This is a genomic window from Microbacterium sp. Leaf203, from assembly GCF_001421275.1.
Taxonomy (GTDB): Bacteria; Actinomycetota; Actinomycetes; order Actinomycetales; family Microbacteriaceae; genus Microbacterium; species Microbacterium testaceum_A.
The window spans coordinates 44,337-64,644 of sequence record NZ_LMKF01000029.1; the positions used below are offsets into that span (position 1 = coordinate 44,337).

The 20,308-nt window shown below is 70.9% G+C and carries 20 protein-coding genes; 8 read left to right on the plus strand and 12 right to left on the minus strand.

The annotated features are described in order from the left end of the window. The first annotated feature begins 113 nt into the window (after nt 1-113). Nucleotides 114-560, plus strand: coding sequence for a DUF4279 domain-containing protein (locus ASE56_RS12180; protein ID WP_056230083.1), 447 nt, complete (start codon nt 114-116; stop codon nt 558-560). Continuing rightward, complete coding sequence (locus ASE56_RS12185) at nt 557-1,378, plus strand: hypothetical protein (protein WP_056230087.1); 822 nt, start codon at nt 557-559, stop codon at nt 1,376-1,378. The genes ASE56_RS12180 and ASE56_RS12185 overlap by 4 nt, the downstream gene beginning before the upstream one ends. Nucleotides 1,379-1,385: 7 nt before the next feature. Here ASE56_RS12185 and ASE56_RS12190 read toward each other — a convergent pair whose 3' ends face one another. The 4 genes from ASE56_RS12190 to ASE56_RS12205 form a co-directional block, all read right to left on the minus strand. Next, complete coding sequence (locus tag ASE56_RS12190; protein ID WP_056230090.1) at nt 1,386-2,324, minus strand: ADP-ribosylglycohydrolase family protein; 939 nt, start codon at nt 2,322-2,324, stop codon at nt 1,386-1,388. Between the two features lie 28 nt (nt 2,325-2,352). Then, nucleotides 2,353-2,970 (minus strand): hypothetical protein, encoded by a 618-nt coding sequence (locus tag ASE56_RS12195; protein ID WP_056230093.1) that lies wholly within the window; start codon nt 2,968-2,970, stop codon nt 2,353-2,355. Nucleotides 2,971-3,062: 92 nt separating this feature from the next. Further along, nucleotides 3,063-3,731, minus strand: a complete 669-nt coding sequence (locus ASE56_RS12200) for a hypothetical protein (protein ID WP_056230096.1) — start codon at nt 3,729-3,731, stop codon at nt 3,063-3,065. A gap of 122 nt (nt 3,732-3,853) precedes the next feature. Next, nucleotides 3,854-5,161: a D-alanyl-D-alanine carboxypeptidase family protein gene (locus ASE56_RS12205; RefSeq protein ID WP_235556997.1), complete on the minus strand. Its 1,308-nt coding sequence runs from the start codon at nt 5,159-5,161 to the stop codon at nt 3,854-3,856. Nucleotides 5,162-5,313: 152 nt separating this feature from the next. Between ASE56_RS12205 and ASE56_RS16615 the strand changes: the two genes are divergently transcribed. Both ASE56_RS16615 and ASE56_RS12210 read left to right on the plus strand, forming a co-directional pair. Further along, a complete protein-coding gene (locus ASE56_RS16615) occupies nt 5,314-5,484 on the plus strand; it encodes a CsbD family protein (RefSeq protein ID WP_074697048.1) in 171 nt (56 codons plus the stop codon). 114 nt (nt 5,485-5,598) lie between these two features. Next, nucleotides 5,599-6,567: an aldose 1-epimerase family protein gene (locus tag ASE56_RS12210; RefSeq protein WP_056230098.1), complete on the plus strand. Its 969-nt coding sequence runs from the start codon at nt 5,599-5,601 to the stop codon at nt 6,565-6,567. 69 nt (nt 6,568-6,636) lie between these two features. On the opposite strand, the gene ASE56_RS12215 is transcribed toward ASE56_RS12210, so the two are convergent. Continuing rightward, nucleotides 6,637-7,047: a hypothetical protein gene (locus ASE56_RS12215; protein ID WP_056230101.1), complete on the minus strand. Its 411-nt coding sequence runs from the start codon at nt 7,045-7,047 to the stop codon at nt 6,637-6,639. A gap of 172 nt (nt 7,048-7,219) precedes the next feature. On the opposite strand from ASE56_RS12215, the gene ASE56_RS12220 reads away from it, so the two are divergent. Then, nucleotides 7,220-8,626 (plus strand): flotillin family protein, encoded by a 1,407-nt coding sequence (locus ASE56_RS12220; RefSeq protein WP_056230105.1) that lies wholly within the window; start codon nt 7,220-7,222, stop codon nt 8,624-8,626. A gap of 12 nt (nt 8,627-8,638) precedes the next feature. Continuing rightward, on the plus strand, nt 8,639-9,463 hold the full coding sequence (locus tag ASE56_RS12225) for a DNA-formamidopyrimidine glycosylase family protein (protein WP_056230108.1): 825 nt from the start codon (nt 8,639-8,641) through the stop codon (nt 9,461-9,463). A gap of 145 nt (nt 9,464-9,608) precedes the next feature. Here ASE56_RS12225 and ASE56_RS12230 read toward each other — a convergent pair whose 3' ends face one another. Then, nucleotides 9,609-10,157, minus strand: a complete 549-nt coding sequence (locus tag ASE56_RS12230; protein ID WP_056230112.1) for a type 1 glutamine amidotransferase domain-containing protein — start codon at nt 10,155-10,157, stop codon at nt 9,609-9,611. 142 nt (nt 10,158-10,299) lie between these two features. On the opposite strand from ASE56_RS12230, the gene ASE56_RS17030 reads away from it, so the two are divergent. Beyond that, nucleotides 10,300-10,440 carry a hypothetical protein gene (locus ASE56_RS17030; RefSeq protein WP_156371708.1) on the plus strand — a complete coding sequence of 47 codons (141 nt, stop codon included), beginning with the start codon at nt 10,300-10,302 and terminating at the stop codon, nt 10,438-10,440. A gap of 282 nt (nt 10,441-10,722) precedes the next feature. Here the strand turns inward: ASE56_RS17030 and ASE56_RS12235 are convergent, their stop codons facing one another. Then, on the minus strand, nt 10,723-12,213 hold the full coding sequence (locus ASE56_RS12235) for an MDR family MFS transporter (RefSeq protein WP_056230115.1): 1,491 nt from the start codon (nt 12,211-12,213) through the stop codon (nt 10,723-10,725). 194 nt (nt 12,214-12,407) lie between these two features. Between ASE56_RS12235 and ASE56_RS12240 the strand changes: the two genes are divergently transcribed. Then, nucleotides 12,408-14,348, plus strand: coding sequence for an ABC transporter ATP-binding protein (locus ASE56_RS12240; protein ID WP_056230160.1), 1,941 nt, complete (start codon nt 12,408-12,410; stop codon nt 14,346-14,348). Between the two features lie 134 nt (nt 14,349-14,482). On the opposite strand, the gene ASE56_RS12245 is transcribed toward ASE56_RS12240, so the two are convergent. The 5 genes from ASE56_RS12245 to nadA are packed head-to-tail and all read right to left on the minus strand — an operon-like array spanning nt 14,483 to nt 20,298. After that, on the minus strand, nt 14,483-15,379 hold the full coding sequence (locus ASE56_RS12245) for a glycosyltransferase family 2 protein (protein ID WP_056230118.1): 897 nt from the start codon (nt 15,377-15,379) through the stop codon (nt 14,483-14,485). Then, complete coding sequence (locus tag ASE56_RS12250) at nt 15,376-16,506, minus strand: cysteine desulfurase family protein (RefSeq protein ID WP_082450582.1); 1,131 nt, start codon at nt 16,504-16,506, stop codon at nt 15,376-15,378. The genes ASE56_RS12245 and ASE56_RS12250 overlap by 4 nt, the downstream gene beginning before the upstream one ends. After that, on the minus strand, nt 16,503-17,360 hold the full coding sequence (gene nadC, locus ASE56_RS12255; RefSeq protein WP_056230122.1) for a carboxylating nicotinate-nucleotide diphosphorylase: 858 nt from the start codon (nt 17,358-17,360) through the stop codon (nt 16,503-16,505). Before nadC ends, ASE56_RS12250 begins: the two co-directional genes overlap by 4 nt. Further along, nucleotides 17,354-18,970: an L-aspartate oxidase gene (nadB, locus tag ASE56_RS12260; protein ID WP_082450585.1), complete on the minus strand. Its 1,617-nt coding sequence runs from the start codon at nt 18,968-18,970 to the stop codon at nt 17,354-17,356. Before nadB ends, nadC begins: the two co-directional genes overlap by 7 nt. Next, complete coding sequence (nadA, locus tag ASE56_RS12265) at nt 18,967-20,298, minus strand: quinolinate synthase NadA (protein ID WP_056230124.1); 1,332 nt, start codon at nt 20,296-20,298, stop codon at nt 18,967-18,969. The genes nadB and nadA overlap by 4 nt, the downstream gene beginning before the upstream one ends. Between the last annotated feature and the right edge of the window lie 10 nt (nt 20,299-20,308).

Consider the following 20,308-nt stretch of genomic DNA (forward strand, 5'->3'; position numbering starts at 1 on the left):
AGCGGCGTGCGCTGCTTCTCGGAACGGCTCATATACCCGCCGAACGGGACCCTGCACGCAGCGACTGGGCGCCCGAAGAACGCTCGGTCTGGCGGCGCACTAGCCTTGCGCACATGATCAGGCGCAACCGTGCGTCGCTGTGCGTGTACAGCGACAAGTACAGCGTGCCGCAAATCACCGAGATGCTCGGAGTGGAGCCGGAACGCTCGGGAGACATCGGTGACCCGACGCCGTCCGGGCGCGCCGGTCGGAACCTCACGCCGCCTTACGCGAGGTATCAGCGCACGTTCTGGTGCCTGCACGAAGACGCGGACGACACGGACGCCGAGGATCAGACCGGCTTCTCCGCTGTGCGGAAGGTGGTCGATCGGGTGCTTCCCGTCGCCCACAAGCTCGCCGACCTTCGAAACGACGGAGAGACGATCATCTGGTGGTCGGGCGACTCCGACAGCACGCAGGGAGGCTTCGTCCTAGAAGCGGACCTTCTCGCGAAGATCAGTGTCCTCGGATGCCATCTCTCCGGCACCACGTTCCTCGGCGAGGAAGGGTCGGCCACGTGACCACCCCCGAGCACACGCGCATCGACGATCTCGCCGCCTTCGCCGCGGCCAACGGCTGGACGTCCCAGCCGACCGCCGAGCCTCCCGCGCTCTCGGGTGACATGTGGGAGTACGCCACGGCGGGCAACGTCCAGGACCGCATCGCCGGCGCGGACTGGGAGGCCGGCCGGATCGTCGGCGGGGCGAGAAAGGCCGAAAACGTTCGCCAGAACGGCATCGTCACCATTCGGACGAGCGTGTCGGTCAACGTGCCGGTGAGGAGCATCAACCTCGGCTACCTGGCGATCCGACTGCCCCGGCACCTGCCGCACTTCGTGCTCGATGCGCGGAGCAACGACGGCATCCTGTCATCGCTCCAGCACCGACCGCAGCGGAGGCAGCGACTCTCTCTCGAGGGCGACTTCGACACGCACTTCCACCTCTTCGCGCCGAAGGGCTACGAGCGCGATGCGCTCTACGTCTTCGCGCCCGATCTCATGGCGCTGCTGATCGACGAGACGGGCGACCTCGACGTCGAGGTGCGTGACGACATGCTGATCGTGTACCGGCCCGGCGGGTTCGACCTCCACGATCCCGCGGTCTGGGAGCGCTTCGCGCGCATCCGGGCCACGGTGGGCGCGAAGGCGTGGACCCAGACCGACGGGTACAGCGACGATCGGGCAGCGCCGGGGCTGTCCGCATCCGTCGGTCCGGAGGGGCGCCGACTGAAGCGCAGTCTGCCGCGATGGGTGTGGATCGGGATCGGAATCGCCGCCGCTGCCCTGCTCGTTCCGGTGGGGGTGCTGATCACGGTGTTCAGCGTGGCGAACCCCCTCTGACGCGGCGTCAGGCCCCCACGGCTGCCCGCGCGCGGCGCGCGAGCTCGGTGCCGTCGATACCCGGCCAGCCGTGCAGGCCCTCGGCGTGCGAGGCGGGAAGCGCGTCGGCGCCCCACACGGCGCCCGCGAGCGAGCCGGCGATGGCCGCGACCGTGTCGGTGTCGTTCCCGCCGCGCACGGCGCGCTCGATCGCGTCGAGCGGCGTCGCCGCGCCCGAGACGGCGGCGAGGGCGCCCTGGAACGCCCGGACGATCCACCCGTTCGCCTGTTCGAAGTCCCGCGGATGCCGGCCCTCGGTCGCGTCGATGAGATCGCCCCACCGACCGCGGCGCTCGGCGGGCACGAGATCGAGCTGCGCGCGCATGTCGAGTTCCCCGGTCAGGATGCCGTGGCGGATCGCCCCGCACCACAGAGCGCACGCGTCGAGGTTGTCGTCCTCCCAGTGGGTGAGGCGAGCGACGGCGCCGGCGGCCGCGGCGAGATCCTCGCGCGGGCGATCGAGATAGCCGAGGGCGACGGGACCCGTGCGCATGAGCGAGCCGTTGCCTCCGCTGCGACCCGACGCGTCGTGCACGGCGCGGGATGCCGCGGTGATGGCATCCATTCCTCCGCCGGCGGGGATGCGGGACAGGACCTGGCGCGTCTGGGCACCGACGTCGAGGGCCTCGCGCGCCCACTCCTTCCAGCGGTGCACGATCGTCTCGAGCGAGGAGGGGTCTTCGAGGCGGTGTCCGGCGGCGAGTTCGTCGAGGATCGGAACGGCCATGCTCGTGTCGTCGGTCCACTCGCGCTCGCCGTGGCCGAAATGCCCGCGTCCGAACGCGGGCACGACCTCGTCGGCGAGGGCAGGGCCGAACTCGTAGGCGGAGCCGAGGGCGTCGCCCGCGGCCGAGACGAGGACGGCGCCGATGGCGCGATCGACCTGTGCGGGGGAGGGGGCGCTCATGACCTCAGCCTAGGAGCGACGTCTCTTCTCAGACGCGTGCAGCGCTGAGGGCGCTCGGTGAAAGCTCGACGAGACCTTCCCCGGGCGTCCACCGCCACCTCGTGCCGAGGCCATCGGCGTACTCCAACCGGGTGATGGAGCGATCGCCGGCGACGGTGAAGGGGTCGAGAACGTCAGCCTCGCGGACTGGTCGGGGAATACCGTCCCAGGAGGATTGCAGGGCGAGCCCTCGGTTCTGGACGAAGAACTGTCCGGGCGGCAGCACCTTCATGCGGATGATGTGGGTGTTCTCGCCCGGGCCAGCCACGTGAACTTCGACGTCGTAGAACACGGCCGACGTCGGGCTCTGGTTCGAGACGACGACCCCGTATCGGCGACCGCTTTCATCTCGGTCGGCCGCCCACCATGAGGCGACGCTGCCCGCCAACTGGCGACGGTCGCGCGCTCGGTCGACCTCGTCTCGTTGGGCTTCGCGCGTAGCCGAGTCGCGCGCGGAGGCGACGGCCTCTTGACGCGTCTCGTCAGCGGTCCTGTTCGCGGCGAGCGCGACGCGGAGCGCGAAGATACTCAAGATGCACCCCAGGACGGCGGCGAGCGCCGCGACCCAATCGGCGAGGGTTCCGGGTTCGAGAGGGAGTGGCGACATGCCCCTCACGTTAGGGCGAGGCGCCGGTCCGGGGCGAGGAGATGCACTGTGTTTCACCCGGGGCATCCGCGCGTTTCACCCGCAAAGGGGGATCAGATGTCGCTGTAGTCGTTCGCCGGCAGGATGAGTTGCGTCACCGCGTCGCCGTCGAGCACGAGCATCACGTACTCGCGCCCCACCTCGCCCGGGCGTTGGAGGGACTGCGTCCCCGGTACGTCGCGCGTGTCGAGGCGCAGCGCGGTGGAGTCGAAGCCCTCCGTGGCGCCCGCCGCGACCGCCTCGGCGCGGGTCGAGCCGACACCGATGCCGCCCGTGGTGACGACCGGGTGGCCGGACACCGTGGGCGTGGTCACGCGGACGGTGGCGCCGCGGGGGGATCCGTCATTGGGTACGTTCACGGTGAATCCCGGCCAAGTGAGCGCGGTGAGCTCGAGGGTGCCGCCGTAGGGGCCCTCGACCGCCGACTGCGTGGGGGCCGTGCCGAGCGCCGCCGTCCACGCGTCGACGGAGTTCAGCGAGTACTCGAGGGTCGACCCCGCGGCGATCGAGGCGCTGTCGAGAGAGACGATCAGGACGGCATCGCTCGCCGGGGCTGCCGCGTCGGCCGTGGGTGAGACCGTCGGAGTGGGCTTCTCCGACGGGGTGAAGGCGGGCGTCGGCGAAGCCGCTTCCGTCGGCTCGGGGGAGGGCTGCGGGACGCACGCGCTCAGACCGAGGGCCAGAACGGCCGTGAACGTCAGAAGGGGGACTGTTCGCCTCATAGACGAACGCTATCGGCCCCGCGGTTGGTCTTCAACGAGCCCCGGACGCGCCGCGGTCGATGACACCGCGAGGGTTCGGCATCCGGTCGACTCGTTCCCGGGGAAGCGGGCGTCCTCGGTGCTCAGCCCAGCTCGCTCGGGTGCGTCAGCCGCCACCACAGGGACGGCTCCTCGATCGCTCCCTGGATCTTCACCTCGGCCGACGTCGTCTGCGGCCCCGCGGTCCACGTGACCGAGCCGACGACCTCGCCGTCGGCGTAGTTCTGCGGGGTCGTGGTGTCGAGGGTGACCGAGACGGGTGTGTCCGACCACGTATGGAGTTTGGTCGTCGTGGCCAGCACGAGCGACGCGCTCGAGCCCCACGGGGTCGAGATGGTGCCGAGGTCGTCGCCGACCGTGCCGAGCGGGATGTCGTGGAAGCCGTCGCTGATGCTCTGGAGGAGGTTGCGGACGTCCGCGTCGGTGCTGTCGTGGGTCTCGCCACCCAGTCGCACGCCCGTGATTTGCAGGGGAGAACCGATTCCCACGTCGAGTGACGAGGTGAACAGCAGGTTGAAGGTGCCGTCGCCGAGGTTGCCGGTCTTCAGACCCGTGACGCCGAGGGTCCCCAGCAGGTCGTTGGTGTTGGTGACCGTGCCGGCGCCGGTGATCTGCGCCGATCGGGTGCCGGCGATCTGGGCGATGACCGGGTTCGCCTCGGCCAGTTTCGCGAGCGCCAGCAGATCGCTCGGGGTGCTGGCGTTGCGGGAGTCGATGCCCGTGGCATCCACGATCCGGGTGTCGTTCAGACCGTTCTTGCTCAGCCACGATCGAGCCGCCGACACGTACGCCCCCTCGGAACCAAACCCCCACCGGGCGATGGCGACGGCGTAGTTGGCGGCCGAGGGCAGCAGCATGGTCGTGAGCGAGTCGTGCAGCGACAGCTTCAGTCCGTCGGGCATCGGCGCGATGACCGCGCCCTGCACGTAGAACTGGTCGTACAGATCGGTGTCGGCCTCGGTGTACGAGATGGTCGGCCCGGGGTCGGTCGGCCCGCTCAGCGGGTGGGCGTCGAGGACGACCAGGGCGGTGACGAGTTTCGAGATGCTCGCGAGGGAGCGCGAGTCGTTCCCTCCCGACGCGGCGAAGGACTGGGCCGCATCAGGGCCGAGGTAGTCGGCGCCTCCGTCGACGCGCAGCAGAGTCTCGCCTCCGGCGGGGAGGGCGAGGGATGCCGCCGCCCCGGCGTTCGCGGCAGGAGCCTGCGAAGTGACGGTCGGGGCAGGTAGAGCGGCGGACGAGGCCCACCACACGTAGCCACCGCCCCCGCCGAGGATGAGGAGGGTGACGACGAGGAAGACGATGAGGACGACGCGCCCGGCGCGACCGCTCGGCTGCGGCTCTCGCGGTGCTTCCTCGAGGAGGTCGCCGAAATCGGCGAGCGTGCTCACGAGATATCTCCAGGGTCCCCCACCTCTCGAACCTATTGGTTTCTCTTCCCCACCACGACCTGAAATTCAAGCCCCCCTTTTCTCCGGAGGTCGGCGGCTTACCGTGTACGCACATCGGGAGATACCCGAAGACCACACGGGAGGAGCCGACTATGGGACTCGACGACAAGATCAAGAACGCTGCGGAGAACATCGCTGGCAAGGCGAAGGAAGCCACGGGCAAGGCGACGGACAACGAGCGCCTCGAGGCCGAAGGTCAGGCTGACCAGACCAAGGCCCATGCCAAGCAGGCCGGCGAGAACGTCAAGGACGCCTTCAAGTAAGTCGCCCTCCCCGAAATGCCCCGATCCGTGTGGATCGGGGCATTTCGTCTGTTCGGATGAAATCCGGGGGAGGGGATGCCGGGGTGCCGGGGCCGCGGCCGGGATAATGGCGACATGACCGCTGCCGTTCCCACCGAGACCCCCACCGTGGTCTCGGGCACCCCCGTCGTCCTCCGCGCACACGGCTACGAAGCCGCGATCGCGAGCGTCGGCGCCTCCCTCCGCTCCCTGACGTACGAGGGCCGCGACCTCGTCGTTCCCTTCGATGCCGACGAGCTCCGTCCCGGCTACCGGGGGACGACGCTCGCCCCCTGGCCGAATCGCGTGGTCGACGGCATCCACCACTTCGACGGCGTCGAGCACCAGCTGCCGCTGACCGAGCCGAACCGCGGGCACGCGCTGCACGGGCTGCTGTCATGGGTCGACTGGAACATCCTCGAGGCGTCCGATGACGCCGTCACCCTGACCGCGACCGTCACCGCGCAGGCCGGGTACCCCTGGTGGCTCGTCGTCTCGACCACCTACCGCCTTGCGGCGAACGGCCTCACGCAGACCGTGCGCGCCACGAACCTGTCGGACACACCGGCGCCTTGGGGCACGGGACCCCACCCGTACCTCGTCGCGGGCCCCGCGACCCTCGACGAGTGGACGCTCGGCCTGCCCGCCGACACCGTTCTCGAAGTCACCCCCGATCGGCTCGCGCCGGTGGCACTGGCATCCGTCACCTCCGACGCCGAGCGCTTCGACTTCCGCGACGAGCGGGTGCTGGGTGCCGTCGAGATCGACCACGCCTACGCGGGACTGATCCGGGATGCCGACGGCCGCGCGACCGTCACGCTCACCGATCCCTCGGGCACCGGCGTCGAGATGAGCTGGGCGGGGGAGTGCGCGTGGGTGCAGATCCACACCGCCGATCTGCCCGACGGTCCCGGCACACCCGGTCATCGCGCCGGCCTCGCCGTCGAACCGATGACCTGCGCACCCGACGCGTTCAACGACGACGCCTACGACTTCGACACGGGCGTCGTCTCGCTCGACCCCGGAGCCTCGCACGACGCCGAGTGGACCATCTCGGCGCGCTGAGACCCTGCCAACGACAGAACCGCCCCGGAGTGATCCGGGGCGGTTCTGTTCATGTGGGTGGTCCGTCGGTCAGAGGACCTGGGCCCCGCACATCCCGCAGTCGCCACCCGCGGAGACCTCGACGAAGCAGTCGGGGCACATCGCGCGCGTGGGGCGGTCGGTGATCGGGGTGGGCTTGAGGCTCGGCGCGCGACGCTCCTTGGGAGTGGACGCGGCACGGGCGCGGCGGGCCTCGATGGTGGGGGCCGGCGGCGGCGGCGGGGCGGCCGGCTTGTGTGCCTCGCAGTAGAACCGCACGAACCCGCCGTGGTGCTTGGGGTGGCGGTGCTTCACGGCCCACAGCTCGGTGCGCTCGTACAGCGGACCCTCAGTGCCGCAGGCGACGCAGCGGGTGGCTTCGCCCGGGACGACCTCGGAGACGAGCACGGGAGCATCGAAGCGGATGGCATCTCGCCAGTCCTGCGACGAAACGATCTTCATGGGGGACCCTTCTCGGGCGGTTCGGGCCGCCCACCCTCAACGGTACGCTCCTCCCCACCCCCGCGGGGACCGGAATCGTGCGCAGAAGGGGTGGACACCGCCCGCGGGCCCCCGGATAGGTTGGAAGGAATTCCCCCGTACCGCGGTTCGCGGTACCCGTCGAAGGAGAAGTATGGAACTCGCCGCCCTCGGAGCCATCGGCGTCATCGCCGCCATCGTCGTGGTGGTCGCGATCGTCGTGATGATCGTGCTCAGCCTGGTGATCCGCGGCTGGTACCGCGTCGCGAAGGCCGACGAAGCGCTGGTCATCGTCGGAAAGCGGCAGAAGAGCGCCGACGGCGAGTCCTCGCGCATCACCGTGATCACGGGCGGCGGCGCGATCGTCAACCCGCTGACGCAGCGCGGCGAGATGATCTCGTTGCGCGCGCGCCAGATCAAGATGGAGCCGACCGCGCAGTCGTCCAACGGCGTCACCGTCAACGTCAGCGGCGTGGCCCTGGTCAAGATCGGATCCGACCCGGAGTCGGTGCGCCGCGCGGCCGAGCGTTTCGCCTCGCAGGACAAGGCGATCGAGCAGTTCACGACCGAGCAGCTCGAGGGTGCGCTGCGTGGTGTCGTCGCGACGCTGACCGTCGAAGAGCTGATGCGCGACCGCCAGCGTCTCTCGGACCAGATCGCCGAGGGCATCAAGGCCGACCTTTCGTCGCAGGGCCTGATCCTCGACTCGTTCCAGATTCAGGGCGTCACCGACACCAACGGGTACATCTCCGCCCTCGGTGCGACCGAGGTCGAGCGCGTCAAGCGCGAGGCGGAGGTCGCCCGCATCAACGCGGTCCGCGAGATCCGCGCGCGCCAGATCGCCACGGACGAGGCCAACCTCATCGAGCAGACCAAGCTCGACAAGAACAGCGCCGCGGCCAAGGCCGAGGTCGGTCGCGCCAATGCCGAGGCCGAGCAGGCCGAGGCACTGACCCGCGCCGAGCGCCGCCAGGCCGTCCTGCAGCAGGAGGCCCAGAACACGCAGGCCCGCCTGGAATCCGAGGTCTCCCGCGTCGCCGACGCCGACCTCTACCAGCGCCAGAAGGATGCCGACGCCGAGGCCTACGCGCAGATCAAGGCCGCCCAGGCCCGCGCCGAGATCGCCGAGCAAGAAGCCGCCGCCGTGCGCGTGCGCGCCGAGGCCGACGCCCAGGCCGTCCGCCTGGCCGGTGAAGCCCGCGCCGAGGCGATCCGCGCCGAGGCCGAGGCGTTGTCGCACAACCAGGAGGCCCTGCTCGCGCAGCGCGCCCTCGAGGCCCTGGTGCCGATGATGGCGGAGTTCGCCAAGGGCTACGACCGCGTCGGCAACATCACCGTCCTCGGCGGCGAGGGCGCCAGCGGTCACCTCGCGACGGAATCGGCGACGGGCCTGCGCTCGTCGTTCGAAGCGGTCAAGGCGGCGACGGGCATCGACCTGACGCAGATCATCCAGGGTCGGGTCGTTGCGGACGCGTTCACGAACCCCCAGCACGCCGGCGAATCCGCCCAGACGCGCTCGTACCCGGCCCCGACCACGCCCTCGGCGTCGTCGGAGTCGTGATCGGAGCGACCGGTGCCTGAGGCACCCGAGGTCGAGGCGCTCGCGCTCTTCCTGCGCGAGCGCCTCACCGGTTGCGCCGTGACCGGCGTCGAGCTCGTCGAGGGGCGGGCGCTGAAGACCCGAGCGCGGCCGCTCGACGAGCTCGTCGGTCGTACCGTGACCGCGGTGACTCGCCACGGCAAGCACATCGACCTCGATCTCGACGGTGTGCACCTGGGTCTGGGCTTCGGGCGGGCCGGGTGGGCGACCTGGAGTGACGGGCCCGCGGACGACGACGCCCCCGCGGGAGCGGCTGTCATCGCGCGGATCGTGTTCGACCACGGCATCCTGGGCATCACTGATGCCGCGGAGTGGCTGTCGGTGCAGCTCCATGTCGTCGATGCGGCCGACGAGGTGCCCTCGGTCGCGAAACTCGGACCGGATGCCGCGGACCCCAGCTATTCGCGAGACAAGCTCGCCGAAGCCCTCGGGCGGCGGCGCAAGCAGCTCAAGGCGCTGTTGCAGGAGCAGGAGACGCTCGCGGGCATCGGCAACGCCTACTCGGACGAGATCCTCTTCGCCGCGCGACTGTCGCCCACCGCCCACGCCGCAGCCCTCAGCGACGATGACATCATCCGGTTGCACCATGCGCTGCACGACACCCTGACCGCTGCCGTCATCGCACGTCGCGGAGTCCCGATCGCCGAGCAGAAGGCCGCGAAGGTCGCGTCGATGCGCGTGCACGGGCGTACGGGAGAGCCCTGCCCCGATTGCGGCGGGGTGATCGAGGACATCCCCGGCACGAAGGGCGGCGGGCAGTGGTGCCCGTCCTGCCAGACGCTGCCCGCGGACGCCTGAGCGGCGCGCCCCGGCGCGCAGCCCGTGTGAGGGGTCGATACGTGTCGCCCCGCGCGTCGCTCGGCGACACGTTCTGACCCCTCGGGCGGCGGGGACGACGAAGGGGCCCCGCACCGAAGTGCGGGGCCCCTTCGTCGCGGAATGCTCAGGCGGTCTGGCCGGAGTGCTTTCCTTCGGCGACCTCTTCGACGAGCTTCGCGTTGAACGCGGGCAGGTCATCGGGGTTACGGCTCGAGACCAAGCCCTGGTCGACGTGCACCTCTTCGTCGACCCACGTGGCACCGGCGTTGCGCAGGTCGGTCTGCAGCGTGGGGTAGCTCGTGAGCGTGCGGCCCTTGAGCACGTCGGCCTCGGTGAGGATCCATCCGCCGTGGCAGATGACGGCGACCGGCTTGTGCTGGTCGAAGAAGCCACGGGTGAACGACACGGCGTCCTTCACGATGCGGATGTCGTCGGCGTTCTGCACGCCGCCGGGGAGCACGAGGGCGTCGAAGTCGCCCGCCGAGGCGCCGGAGACGGAGAGGTCGACCTTCTGCTCGTGGCCCTTCTCGCCGCTGATGCTGTCGTCGTTCGGCGAGACGAGGACCGCCTCGGCTCCGGCGGAGGTCACGGCCTCCCACGGGCTGGTCAGCTCGCTGTCTTCGAATCCGTCGGTGGCGAGGAACGCGATGCGCTTTCCGGTGAGGTCGGTCATGGGAAGCCCTTCTTTCTCGATCGGGGGTGCTTCCACGCTAAGAACCGGGCGAGACGGAGAGACGGGGGTTGCGGATGCCGGACCCCGGCGTTACCTGAATCGCGCGGCCCCCGCGCTCGCGCGCAGGCGTAGCATGGAGCGCATGTCCGCTGACACCACCTCTGACACCACCGCCGCGTCGAAGCCGCTGATCGCGCTGCTCAACGCTCCCGGTGTCGAGACCGACACCACAGAGAAGCCTTCCGCGTCGCAGTGCTGCGGCGGCGGTTCCTGCTCGCTCTGATTCCGTGCTGGTGCGTGTCGCGCTGGCCCTCGCCGCCGTGCGCGCTCTGACGGAGCGCCGGCGCGTGTCGTAATGATCTTGCGCCGTGGCTTATCGCTCTGACTTCAGCCAGCGCTCGTCACGCTGACCGCACGCATCGCGTGTCGCATCGACGCCGCGCTGGCGCGTGCCTCAGTGCGGCGCCGCGTAGGACGGCTGCAGACCCTCCGCCCGTCCCGGGTCGGGGAGCTGGCGTGTCTCGCAAGACCGGGCGGGCGCGGGCGCGCCCACCCGGTGCCGAGGTCAGTGTGCGGCGACAGGCGCGTCGGCGTCTTCGGCCTCCGTCGGTTTGCGGACGAAGCACGCGAGGACGACCGCTGCGGTGGCGATGACCGCGCCGACGATGAACGAGGCGTGGACGCCCGACGCGACGGCTCCGGCCTGATCGACACCACCGGCGAGAGCGGCGCTGGAGAACACGGTCATGATGGCCACGAAACCGGCCGTACCCGCCGCGCCGGCCACCTGCTGCGCGGTGCCCACCACGGCACTGCCGTGCGAGTACAACCGGCGGGGGAGCGAGCCGAGCGCAGAGGTCATCAGCGGTGTGAAGACGAGGCCCAGCCCGAGGTTGAGAGCGAGGTACACCGTCACGATCCACCAGATGGGCGTGTCCTGACCGAAAGTGAGCGCCATCGTCCACAGCACCGCGGCCGCGATCAGCATGCCGGGGATGACGAGCGGGGTCGGCCCGAAGCGGTCGAAGAGGCGGCCGACGATCGGGGCCATCACGCCCATGAGCACGCCACCCGGAAGCAGCATGAGACCCACCGTGAGGCTGCTGAGACCGAGCGCCTGCTGCAGGAAGATCGGCAGCAGGATGAGCGAGCCGAAGAGCGCGGCCATCACGATCGCGACCAGCGGCACAGCGAGACGGAACGACGAACTCTGGAACACGCGCAGGTCGAGAAGAGCGGAGTCGGAGCGCTGCAGGCGGAGCTGACGGATCACGAAGACGGTGACGAAGACCGCGCCGACGGCGAGGGGGATCCACACCGGAACGGACGAGTGCCCGGATGCCGACTCGCCGATGGCACTGAGGCCGTAGACGAGACCCCCGAAGCCGATCGCCGACAGGACCACGGAGAGCACGTCGAATCGTGCGTCGGGACGGGTCTGGGTGACGTTGCGGACCCAGCGGGCACCGAGCGCGATGGCCACGAGGGCGATCGGGAGGATGAGCCAGAAGATCGCGTGCCAGGTGAGAGCCGACAGGATGAGACCGGACACGGTCGGGCCGACCGCGGGAGCGACGGCGATGACGATCGTGACGACGCCCATGACCCGACCGCGCTTGTTCGCGGGGACCAGGTTCAGGACGGTGGTGAACAGCAACGGCATCATGACGCCCGTGCCCATCGCCTGGACGATGCGGCCCGCGAGCAGGACGCCGAAGGCCGGAGCGAGTGCGGCGACGAGGGTACCGAGAGCGAAGATGCCCATCGCGCTGAAGAAGACGACGCGGATGGGGAAGCGCTCGAGGAGGAAGCCGGTCAGGGGGATGACGACGGCCATCGTCAACAGGAACGCCGAAGTGAGCCACTGTCCGGTGGCGGCGCTCACGCCGAAGTCGGCCATGATCGCGGGCAGAGCGACGGACATCGTGGTCTCGTTGAGGATGACGACGAACGCGGCGACGACGAGCAGAGCGATGACGGGGCCGGGGCGGGGCGCGGGCGCCGCGGGTGCGGCGGCGTGGGGTCGGGAGACGGGAACGGTGCCGGTGGCGGCCATGACGAGGTCCTTTACGTGCGGGGGGCTTCGTGGCGCCACGGAGGGCGACTGCGAGGGTCACAACGGAGGTGCGGCCCGGGTTATTCCGACGGCGGGTCCACGGATCGGAGGAGACCCGCTCGCGACCCTATCGGGTGCCCCCGACATCGCCGGAGCCGGAGCCGGTGTCGGTGGTCGGACGTAGGCTGACGATCATGAGCATGGGGATGGGCGGGAGTATGTTCCGCGGCGTGGATGCCGAGGTGCAGCGCCGTCGCAACGCGCAGGCCCCGCGCGTGGCCCACCTCGGTCGCCGCGTCGTCGACCTGTTCCGGCCCTATCGCGCTCGCATCGTCTTCACCGCGCTCCTCGTCGTGGTGGGCGCGGCCGTCGCCGTCGTCCCGCCGCTGCTGGTGCAGCGGATCTTCGACGACGCGTTGTTCCCCGTCGACGGGTCGAGCCCCGACCTCTCACTGCTCGCCTTCCTGGTCAGCATCATGATCGGACTCTTCCTGGTCTCGGCGGCCCTCAACGTGGGCCAGACCTGGCTCACCGCCACGGTCGGCAACCGGGTCACCGGAGATCTGCGCACGCGCCTGTTCGATCACCTCCAAGACATGGAGCTCGGCTTCTTCACCCGCACCAAGACGGGCGTCATCCAGTCTCGTCTGCAGAACGACGTCGGCGGTGTCTCGGGCGTGCTGACGAACACGGTCACGAGCATCCTCGGAAACGCGGTGACGGTCATCGCGTCGCTGGTCGCGATGATCCTCATCGACTGGCGACTGACCCTGATCGCGGTCGCGCTCATGCCCTTCCTCCTCGTCGTGCAACGCCGCGTGGGCCAGGTGCGGGCGCGCATCGCGGGCGAGACGCAGGAGTCGCTGTCGGAGCTGTCGGCGATCACGCAAGAGACCCTCAGCGTCTCCGGCATCCTGCTGTCGAAGTCGTTCAACCGCCAGCGCACGGAATCCGCCCGCTTCGACGCCGAGAACGACAATCAGGTCCGTCTACAGGTGCGCCGGGCCATGAGCGGCCAGGGCTTCTTCGCCGTGGTTCAAGTGATCATGTCGAGTGTTCCCGCGGTCATCTACCTCGTCGCGGGGTACCTCATCGGAGGCGGCGCGGGAGCGATCACGGCAGGAACGATCGTGGCGTTCACCACCGTGCAGGCTCGGTTGCTCATGCCGTTGATGGGGCTCATGCGCGTCGCGCTCGACGTGCAGACCTCGTCGGCGCTGTTCGCCCGCATCTTCGAGTACCTCGACCTGCGTCCCGCGATCGTCGACGAGCCCGACGCGCGGCCCGTCTCGGCCGCTCCGGGACCGGTGGGGCGCATCGAGTTCCGCGACGTCGAGTTCCGCTACCCCGACGCCCCCGCGCAGGCGCGGCCCACCCTCGACGGCGTCTCGTTCACGGTGGAGCCCGGCCAGCACGTCGCGTTCGTCGGCCCATCGGGCGCAGGCAAGACCACGATCCTCTACCTGACTCCGCGCATGTACGAGGCGACCGGGGGAGCGGTGATGTTCTCGGGCGCCGACGTGCGCACCCTCGACCGGGCCTCGATCATCGACGAGATCGGCATCGTCTCGCAAGAGACCTACCTGTTCCACGCGACCGTGCGCGAGAACCTGCGCTACGCCCGCCCCGACGCCACAGACGCCGAGATCGAGGCCGCGTGCCGCGCGGCGAACATCCACCACGTCATCGCCTCGTTCGAGGCGGGCTACGACACCATCGTGGGCGAGCGCGGCTACCGTCTGTCGGGCGGAGAGAAGCAACGCATCGCGATCGCGCGCGTGCTGCTGAAGGACCCGCCGGTCCTCCTGCTCGACGAGGCCACGAGCGCCCTCGACACGGTGTCGGAGCGCATCGTGCAAGAGGCCCTCGAGACGGCCTCGCACGGACGCACGACCCTGTCGATCGCGCACCGCCTGTCGACGGTCATCGGCGCCGACCGAATCCACGTGGTGGATGCCGGCCGCATCGTCGAATCGGGAACGCACAGTGAGCTGCTGGCCCAGGGCGGCCTGTACGCGAGCCTCGCGGCCGAACAGCTCGCGGCGTCGTTCGTCCTCGCCGAGGAGCAGCTCGACGAAGCGGGCCTCGCCCGTGCCGCCCTTCCCGCGCGACGCGCCGACGAGGCACCCGCCTGAGGCGCCCGCCATCAGACCGGACGGGCGCGGGTCCGCCGCGTGCACAACGGCGGAGCTTTCCAACCGCGCGCCGTGTAACGGCATCCGCCATCGGCGTGTCGGGCGGGGCTCCGCGGTTTTGCCCCGGGCGGGCGTCAGCCGGGCAGGGTCTCGACGAACGCCTCGAGCGCGATGCGGTACGCGGGGTCGGGGTGCGACTCGGCGATGCGCTCGAGCGGCGGCAGGTCCAGGGTGCGGATCAGCGCCCCGCGTTCCCGCACGGCCGCGTCGGCTCCGGCGGCCCGCAGGACCGCGATTCCCTCACCGAGAGCGTCGAGGTAGTCGCGCAGGATGTCGAGTTCGCTGAGTCGCTGGGTGATCGACCCGCCCTCGCGGCGCTGGCGCCAGTCGACCACGACGTCGGGGATGACGTCGAACGCCGCCGCCAGCGTGTACATGCGCTGCGTGAGGACCTGGTCTTCGTAGTAACGCCCCTCGGGGAACCGCAGGTCGTGCTCGCGCCAGAAGGCGGTGCGGCTCATCTTCGACCACGCCACGATGTTGCCCGAGGCTGCGGGGTGCTCCGCGAGCGTCGTGCGCTCACGGGCGGGATCGGTGGATGCCGACACCCAGGGCTGCACCTCTCCGGCGACGTAGGCGGGGGTGTCGGCATCCGGTCGCAGACGTACGTAGGCGCCCACCGCGAAGTCGCTGCCGGTGCGATCGAGCGTGTCGGCCAGGCGCGAGAGGGCGTGGGGGCGCATGACGTCGTCGGCGTCGAGGAACGCGGTGTACGGGGTGTCGACCCGTGCGAGGCCGGTGTTGCGGGCGGCTCCGAGCCCCCGCCGTGAGGTGTGCCGCTCGAGGCGGAACCGCGGGTCGGCGGAGGCGGCGTCGGCGAAGATGCGCGCTGTGTCATCGTTCGAGGCGTCGTCGACGAGGATCGCGCTCCAGTGCGGGTGCGTCTGCGCCCGCAGGGAGTCGAGGGCTTCCTCGGCGAAGGTGGCGACGTCGAACCCGGGGACGATGACGGTGACGGGGGTGGAACTCACCCGCGCGATCCTACGGCGGTGACGGCGGTGGCGACGGCATCTGCCACGTCGTCGAGAGAAGCGGTGAGACCGTGCGGGAGAGTGAACCGCACGGCGGTGCGGGCGTCGTCGTGCGCGACGCCGATCGCGAGCAGCACGTGCGACGCCTCGTCGCTGCCGGCCGCGCACGCGGATCCGCTGGAGGACACGATGCCGCGCCGCTCTAGCTCGAGCAGCACGGTCTCGCCGTTGGTGCCGGGGAAGACAAAGCTCGCTGTCCCGGGGAGGCGATGCGTCGGGTGACCGGTCAGACGCGCGCCGGGAACGAGGGCGAGCACGCGGGCGATGAACGCGTCGCGCAGGGCGCCGACCCGGGCGACCTCGTCGGCCCTTTCGGTCTCGGCGAGGGTGAGGGCGGTGGCGATCCCCACGGCTCCGGCGACGTCGGGGGTGCCCGAGCGACGGCCGCGCTCCTGCCCGCCGCCGTGCAGCAGCGGCTCGAACGGCAGGCGTCCGCGCACGGCCAGGATGCCCGTGCCCTTCGGGGCGCCGAGCTTGTGTCCGGCGATGGTGACGGCATCCGCCCCCGTCCCCGACAGCGGCAGCCACCCCGCAGCCTGCACGGCGTCGAGGTGCAGGGGCACCCCGCGGGCGTGCGCGACGGCGGCGAGCGCGGCGACGTCTTGCACCGTGCCGATCTCGTTGTTGGCATAGCCCACCGACACGAGGGCCGTATCGTCGCGCAGCGCTGCGGCGAGCGCCTCGGGGGTCAGGGTTCCGGTGTCGTCGACGGGTGCGTGGGTGATCTCGACGCCGTGGAGGCGGTGCAGGTAGTCGGCCGAGGCGAGCACCGATTCGTGCTCGATCGCGGTGGTGACGAGGTGCCGCCGCTCCGACCCCAGGACGATCCCCTTGATCGCGGCGTTGTTCGATTCGGTGCCGCCCGAGGTGAACAGCACGTCTGCGGGGCGCATGCCCAGTACGGCGGCGACGCGACGGCGGGCGTCGTCGAGGGCGGATGCCGCGGCCTCACCCACCTCGTGATGGCTCGACGGGTTGCCGAAGTAGCGGGTGAGGTACGGGGTCATGGCCTCGAGCACCTCGGGGCGCACGGGGGTGGTGGCGGCGTTGTCGAGGTAGAGGCTCACGCCGTCTCGATGCGGATGTCGAGCCCGAGGTCGAGGGCGGATGCCGAGTGGGTGAGGGCTCCGACCGAGATGACGTCGACCCCGGTCTCGGCGATCGCGCGGACGGTCTCGAGGCTCACGCCCCCTGATGCTTCGACCTGCGCGGCGCCGGCGATGCGGGCGACACCGGTGCGCAGGTCGTCGAGCGAGAAGTTGTCGAGCATGATGGTGCCGACCCCGGCCGCGAGCACCGCGTCGATCTGGTCGAGGCGGTCGACCTCGACCTCGACGTGCGTGGTGTGGGGGAGACGCGCGATCGCACTCTCGAGTGCCTGGGTCACCGACACACCCTGCGCGGTCAGCACGGCGAGGTGGTTGTCCTTGGCCATCACGGCATCCGAGAGCGAAAAGCGGTGGTTGTGCCCGCCGCCGTCGCGCACGGCCTGCCGCTCGATCGCGCGCAGGCCGGGCGTGGTCTTGCGCGTGTCGACGATGCGCGCGCCGGTGTGGGCGACCTCGGCGACGTAGCGGGCGGTGAGGGTGGCGATGCCCGACATGCGCTGCGCGAAGTTGAGCCCGATGCGCTCGGCGGTCAGCACCGCACGCGCAGGGCCCGTGACCACGGCGAGCGTGTCACCAGGGGAGAAACGCTCGCCGTCTGCGACGAGATGCTCGACGGAGGTCGAGGGGTCGGTGAGGGTGAAGGCGGCGGCGAACACCGCGGCTCCGCTGAAGACGCCCTCGACCCGCGCGACGAGCTCCGCGCGGGCGACGGCGTTCTCGGGGATGAGGGTCTCACTCGTGAGGTCGCCCCACGGTGCGTCTTCTTCGAGGGCGGCGGTGACGACGCGGTCGATGGCGGAACGGGTCAGCATGCGAGCACCTTCGAGGGGGAGGAGGGGGCGGATGCCGCGGCGGCGGGCCCGCGGGCGGGTGAGGGGTCGCGAGGGTCGGCGTCGGTCCCCGAGGCCTCGACCGCAACGACGGTGGCGAGGACGCGAGTGTCGGCGCCGACCGCCGGCGCAGCGATCGAACCGGTCTCGGCGTCGGAGCGGAAGTGCGCGCCGACGGATGCCGTGCGCCGCAACGCCGCGTCGACCACGTGCGACGCGACGAGCAACAGGTTCGCGTCTTCGACACCGAGGGCTGCGCCGGCTGTGCGCCACGCGGCGAGGATCCCGGCGGCCCGGGTGAGACCCGCGGCGTCGCGCATGAGCCCCGCGTCGGTCCACATCAGCTGCTGGAGCGCCGCGCGGGTGAAGGGCGGGGCAGCGGCGTCCGGGACTTCCCGAAGGGGGACGGGCGCGACGGCGGCGACGGGCCAGAGCGTGTCGCGGCCTACGGCCTCTCCTGCGCGTGCGCCGAACACCGCGCCCTCGAGCAGGGAGTTCGAGGCCAGGCGGTTGGCGCCGTGCACGCCCGTGCGGGCGGTCTCGCCGACCGCGTAGAGCCCGGGGACCGTCGTGCGTCCGTCGAGGTCGGTCACGACCCCGCCCATCAGGTAGTGCGCCGCGGGGGTCACCGGGATCGTCTCGCGACCCCAGTCGAGACCGCGCTCGCGCACGGCGGCGTCGATCGTGGGGAAGCGCTGCGCGAGGCGCTCGTCGCCGATGGCAGTGGCATCGAGCCGCACCGGGCGACCGCCCTGCGCCGCCATCGCGCGCGCGTTGGCGCGGGCCACGACGTCGCGCGGGGCGAGCTCGCCATCGGGGTGGGCGTCGAACGCGAAGCGGCGGCCGGTGTCGTCGACGAGGGTCGCGCCCTCTCCGCGCACGGCTTCCGACACGAGGAACGGTGCGCCCACGGCCAGCGCGGTCGGGTGGAACTGCACGAACTCGAGGTCGGCGACGGCGGCGCCCGCGCGAACCGCCGCGGCGATGCCGTCGCCCGTGGCCCCGAGCGGGTTGGTGGTGTGGGCGTAGAGCTGCCCGGCACCACCGGTGGCGAGGATCACCGCGTCGGCGGTGAGGCGCTCGCCGCCGTCGAGCTCGATGCCGACGACGCGTCCGTTCGCGATCAGCAGGTCGCGCAGCAGCGCGTGCTCGCGCAGCTCGATGGCCGCGGCCCGGACAGCGTCGCCGAGAGCGGCCTGGATCGCCGCTCCCGTCGCGTCTCCGCCGGCGTGCAGCACGCGCGCGACGGCGTGGGCCGCCTCCAGCCCACGCGAGAAGTCGCCGTCGGCGGCGCGATCGAAGTCCACGCCCCGCGCGACGAGCTCGGCGATGCGGGTCGGGCCCTCGCCGACGAGGACGTCCACGGCATCCGGATCATTCAGACCGGCGCCGGCCGTGAGCGTGTCGGCGGCGTGCGAGGCCACGGTGTCGGCGGGGGAGGTGACCGCCGCGATCCCGCCCTGCGCCCACCGCGTGTTGGTGTCGGGCAGGGCGCCCTTCGTCACGACCGTGACACGGCATCCGGACTCGGCCGCGTGCAGCGCCGCCGTGAGACCGGCGATGCCGCTGCCGACCACGACGACGGTGGTCACTTCACCGCGCCGTTCGGCTTGGCCGCGAGCATGCGCTCGAGGGCGACGGTCGCGGGCTCGGCGACGTCGGCCGGGACCGTGATGCGGTTGACGACCTCGCCCGCGACGAGCGACTCCAACACCCAGGCGAGGTAGCCGGGGTGGATGCGGTACATCGTCGAGCAGGGGCACACCACCGGGTCGAGGCAGAAGATCTCGTGTTGCGGGTACTGGGCGGCCAGGCGCTGCACGAGATTGATCTCGGTGCCGATCGCGAAGGTCGTGGGCTCGGTCGCGGCGGCGATGGCCTTGCGGATGATGTCGGTCGAGCCCGCTTCGTCGGCGGCGTCGACCACGTCCATCGGACACTCGGGGTGCACGATCACGCGCACGCCCGGGTGTTCGGCGCGGGCCTTGTCGATCTGGTCGACGGTGAAGCGGCGGTGCACCGAGCAGAAGCCGTGCCAGAGGATGACGCGGCTGTCTTCGATCACCTCGGCTGTCGAGCCGCCGAGCGGCTTCCGCGGGTTCCACATCGGCATCTGTTCGAGGGGCACGCCCATCGCCTTGGCGGTGTTGCGGCCCAGGTGCTGGTCGGGGAAGAACAGCACGCGACGACCGCGTGCGAACGCCCACTCGAGCACGGTGCGCGCGTTCGACGAGGTGCAGACGATTCCGCCGTGACGACCGACGAAGCCCTTAATGGCGGCGGAGGAGTTCATGTACGTCACCGGGATCACGGGGACCAGGCCCTCGGCATCCGGGGTCTCAAGGTCTCCGAGCACGTCTTCGAGCTGTTCCCAGCACTCCTCGACCTGGTCGATGTCGGCCATGTCGGCCATCGAGCAGCCCGCGGCCAGGTTCGGCAGGATGACGGCCTGGTCGGGGCGCGACAGCAGGTCGGCGGTCTCGGCCATGAAGTGCACGCCGCAGAACACGATCGCCTCGGCCTCGGGGCGCTCCTTCGCGGCGTTCGCGAGCTGGAACGAGTCGCCCACGTAGTCGGCGTGACGCACCACCTCTTCGCGCTGGTAGAAGTGCCCGAGCACGACGACCCGGTCGCCGAGCGTCGCCTTCGCCGCGCGGACGCGGGCGTCGAGCTCGTCGTCGGACGCGTCGCGGTACTCCTGCGGCAGCTCGCCCTGGCGCGGCGCCCCGGTGGGGATGACGTCGCCCATCGACGAGCCGGGGCCGTAGCCGGGGCGCGTGTCGAAGTCCCAGGGGCCGACGGCGAGGTCGGTCGTGCAGGTCGCATCGGTCGAGGCGCCCGAGACGATCGCCTGGATCGCGTGGTCGACGCTGGGGTCGATCGCGGGGCGGGGCTGCAGGGTGAGAGGCGTGGCGGACATGGGCGTTTCC

Coding starts and splice junctions, on each gene's coding strand:
- ASE56_RS12180 (WP_056230083.1), top strand. CDS start 114: ATGATCAGGCGCAACCGTGCGTCGCTGTGCGTGTACAGCGACAAGTAC.
- ASE56_RS12190 (WP_056230090.1), bottom strand. CDS start 2,324: ATGAGCGCCCCCTCCCCCGCACAGGTCGATCGCGCCATCGGCGCCGTC.
- ASE56_RS12195 (WP_056230093.1), bottom strand. CDS start 2,970: ATGTCGCCACTCCCTCTCGAACCCGGAACCCTCGCCGATTGGGTCGCG.
- ASE56_RS12200 (WP_056230096.1), bottom strand. CDS start 3,731: ATGAGGCGAACAGTCCCCCTTCTGACGTTCACGGCCGTTCTGGCCCTC.
- ASE56_RS16615 (WP_074697048.1), top strand. CDS start 5,314: ATGGGACTCGACGACAAGATCAAGAACGCTGCGGAGAACATCGCTGGC.
- ASE56_RS12210 (WP_056230098.1), top strand. CDS start 5,599: ATGACCGCTGCCGTTCCCACCGAGACCCCCACCGTGGTCTCGGGCACC.
- ASE56_RS12215 (WP_056230101.1), bottom strand. CDS start 7,047: ATGAAGATCGTTTCGTCGCAGGACTGGCGAGATGCCATCCGCTTCGAT.
- ASE56_RS12220 (WP_056230105.1), top strand. CDS start 7,220: ATGGAACTCGCCGCCCTCGGAGCCATCGGCGTCATCGCCGCCATCGTC.
- ASE56_RS12230 (WP_056230112.1), bottom strand. CDS start 10,157: ATGACCGACCTCACCGGAAAGCGCATCGCGTTCCTCGCCACCGACGGA.
- ASE56_RS17030 (WP_156371708.1), top strand. CDS start 10,300: ATGTCCGCTGACACCACCTCTGACACCACCGCCGCGTCGAAGCCGCTG.
- ASE56_RS12235 (WP_056230115.1), bottom strand. CDS start 12,213: ATGGCCGCCACCGGCACCGTTCCCGTCTCCCGACCCCACGCCGCCGCA.
- ASE56_RS12240 (WP_056230160.1), top strand. CDS start 12,408: ATGAGCATGGGGATGGGCGGGAGTATGTTCCGCGGCGTGGATGCCGAG.
- nadC (WP_056230122.1), bottom strand. CDS start 17,360: ATGCTGACCCGTTCCGCCATCGACCGCGTCGTCACCGCCGCCCTCGAA.
- nadA (WP_056230124.1), bottom strand. CDS start 20,298: ATGTCCGCCACGCCTCTCACCCTGCAGCCCCGCCCCGCGATCGACCCC.